Annotated in this window: 3 protein-coding genes; all 3 read left to right on the top strand. The window is 30.7% G+C overall.

The window, feature by feature from the left end; translation table 11 throughout:
* Positions 1 to 100 precede the first annotated feature (100 nt).
* The gene (locus ACVC2P_RS10685) at positions 101 to 625 is read left to right on the top strand and encodes a hypothetical protein (RefSeq protein ID WP_452598463.1); all 525 of its coding nucleotides are present in this window, start codon (positions 101 to 103) and stop codon (positions 623 to 625) included.
* A 58-nt stretch (positions 626 to 683) separates the two neighbouring features.
* The gene (locus ACVC2P_RS10680) at positions 684 to 2,456 is read left to right on the top strand and encodes a hypothetical protein (protein WP_452598462.1); all 1,773 of its coding nucleotides are present in this window, start codon (positions 684 to 686) and stop codon (positions 2,454 to 2,456) included.
* Positions 2,457 to 2,840: hypothetical protein (locus ACVC2P_RS10675; RefSeq protein WP_452598461.1), on the top strand; the 384-nt coding region annotated here is incomplete at its 3' end.

The following is a 2,840-nucleotide window of genomic DNA, read 5'->3' as shown; positions in this document are numbered from 1 at the left end:
GTATATGCCTCTAAAAAGATAAAAGAATTAAAAAATAATTAAGTCAGGAGGCAGAAAAGGTCAAACTTTTAGCTCTCGACTTTAAACTAAATCAAATACTATGATGTCACTCGAAATAATAATATTTATCATTTCCATTTTATTTGGAATCATCTTATACTGGAGAGAGTCTAAGAGTAATAAAGTGTATCGTTTCTTCAATAAAGTATTCAATTCAAAAGAATTACAAATGAAGGAAGACGATAAAAAAGGGTTTATATACAAACAGAACCTCTTATTGCGTTTGGTTTATATTGTAGCTATTTATATCGTTGCTATTATTATTATCAGACTATTAATCCCAATAGATTTAGTCACCTTATCATTATTTGCGTCTAGTATTTTTGGAACCCTTGCTGGAACATACCTTGCACATTTTGTAATAAAATCTGGAGATGTTATAGAAGATAAATCGGAATCCTTAACAGAAATGGTAAGCGGTACAATAGAAAAAGGAAAGGACTTTATTGAGGATATAACCAATAAAGAGAATACTCCCGAAATAGAAGAAAAAGCTCCAACAACGGAGCCTAAAAAACAAGAGAAAAGTGCAAGAGAGCGTTTAAAAGATAAAGGCTATATGTAGTTTGCTATAAAAATCAAATAAAAAAAACTTACCAATTAGAACACAAAATACAGTTTCAATGTTAAAAAAATACTGGAATAAAGGCGGAAAACAAAAACGAATAATTATACTATTATCGTTAGTATTAATTATTGCGCTATTCTTTTTAAGAGACGATTACCAACCGGCATTACTGTTTATTAGAAAATTTATTTTTATAATATTATTATGTGCTATAGTATTATTTTTTGGATTAAGAAAATTTAGAAAGACAGCATCTACAGGAAGGCGATTAGGAATTTTAGGAATTTTATTAGTGTTTTTTGGACTTCTATATTTTGTAGGATGGCATTTTAAAATGTACGATTATATGAAAACATATAATGTGTTTAATGATTTAAACCGTGTAGAAATAAACGAATTACCATTAACACAAAATGAACGCATACAACCCTTACGAAACATATTTTCAATGGCTAACGAAAGTGTAGGAGAGACTAAAGATGTCTCATTACCGCACTTAGTACGTGTAGACGACGAAAATAAGTGGACAATGGCCATACAACCAAGCGAAAAGTATGCGTGGCAAGCTATGAATGATAATACCGAGGAAGTCTTTGCGGTATCTAGTACAACACCGTTTCCTAGATTTTCTAGCGATAATCGTATACCAGTAACCTTTTCAATAGGAGAATCTTTAAAGTTTAGTAGAAACACCTATAATGCAGTAGTACAGCGTTTTAATCCATGGATGTTATTTAACTATGAACCTAGTGATACCTATTATATGAAAAACGATACAGGGCAATGGGTAGAAGTCGTAAGTTTAATAAAATGGAAAGGTTTTTTCTTTCCGTATCCAACCTTTGGAGGTGTTATGGTTATAGATAATGGAGCACATTATTTTAAAGATTATTTAGAGCGTGTAGCAATAGGAAAAGGAACCTACATTAGTCCTGAAGAAATGAAAAACCATCCATATTTAACACGCCAAAATACTGTAGCAGAAAAAATTTCTCGCTTACAAGCCGAATCTTTAAAGTTTTTAGGAGGTTTTAGCGATCCGTTACCATGGAATATGAAAACAGCTGTAAAAATTCCTGATTTATCTAAAGATCAAAACGAACAGCCTTTTGTAACCGATTTTGATTTTTCAGACACAGGTATAGGCGCTTACAATGGTTTATACCACTGGTTTGGCTTAGAGCCAGTAGGAGACGAGCGAACCAGTTTAACCTATAGCGTATTTATTCCTGCAGATGGAACAGATAAGCTGTATTATTATGACCATGCCTCTAAAAAGCAAGGCTATGCCGGTGTATCTGCAATGCCTTTAAAAGTTAAAGAATCTAGAAAAGAATATGATTGGACAGCAAATACTCCTGTAGAATTTAGGCCATATATAAAAAATATTGCTGGACGTAAACGCTTATTCTTTTTAGGAACCGTTTCTGCGATAAATGATAAAGACTCTGGGCAATTTGATGGCTCTGCAACTCCAGATTTAGTATTGGTAGATAGTGAGTACAGAGATGTCGTTTGGATAGATGTAAAACACCCAAGTCAATGGGAAAAAAGTGTTTACGATCAATTAAATGAAGCCTGGCGCTCTAGTGAAGGTATTGGAGAGTATTTTGTTGAAGAAACTAAAACTATAGAATTTGGTCAAACAACAGATAATACTATTGCTATAGACTCTACAAAATTAGAAGCCTTAAAAGCAAGTGGAGGAGAAGATGAAGCAATACAGATATTACAAAATAAAATAGACTCTATAAAAAAGGCTAGAGAAGAAGATGAGATTTTAAAACTGCAACGTAAAATAGATTCTATAAAGTCTAGCAAAGAATAAATGAAAGCTAAACCATATTGGCTTTTAAGTATAATTATTACTGGACTATTTTGTGCTTCGTTATATTCTAGTTTATTCTATAATAAAAATGAAGGATTAGATGTATTAAAAATGAAATTAGAAAATGATCCTGATTTTATGTTTAATATTAAAATAATATTTGACTCTATTAGAGCTCCTTTATTCTTGCTTATACCTCTTTTGGGACTATTGTTTAAAAACAAAATTGGATGGATATTAATAGCTCAATATTTTTATTTTTTAGTATTTAATCTTTTTATAGGTTTATTTAAAAATTTTCAAGAATTTGAATATATCTTATTTTTTATTGTAATTATATTATTTATTACTACTATTATTTATTTTTTGAACAGAGAATCACTT

It is taken from the genome of Pontimicrobium sp. MEBiC01747, from assembly GCF_053601635.1.
Note: the sequence above shows the minus strand (reverse complement) of the source record. Positions and strands in the feature narration are given on the sequence as shown.

What these genes read in the sequence shown, in the direction of transcription:
- ACVC2P_RS10685 (WP_452598463.1), top strand. Translation starts at nt 101, where the DNA reads ATGATGTCACTCGAAATAATAATATTTATCATTTCCATTTTATTTGGA.
- ACVC2P_RS10680 (WP_452598462.1), top strand. Translation starts at nt 684, where the DNA reads ATGTTAAAAAAATACTGGAATAAAGGCGGAAAACAAAAACGAATAATT.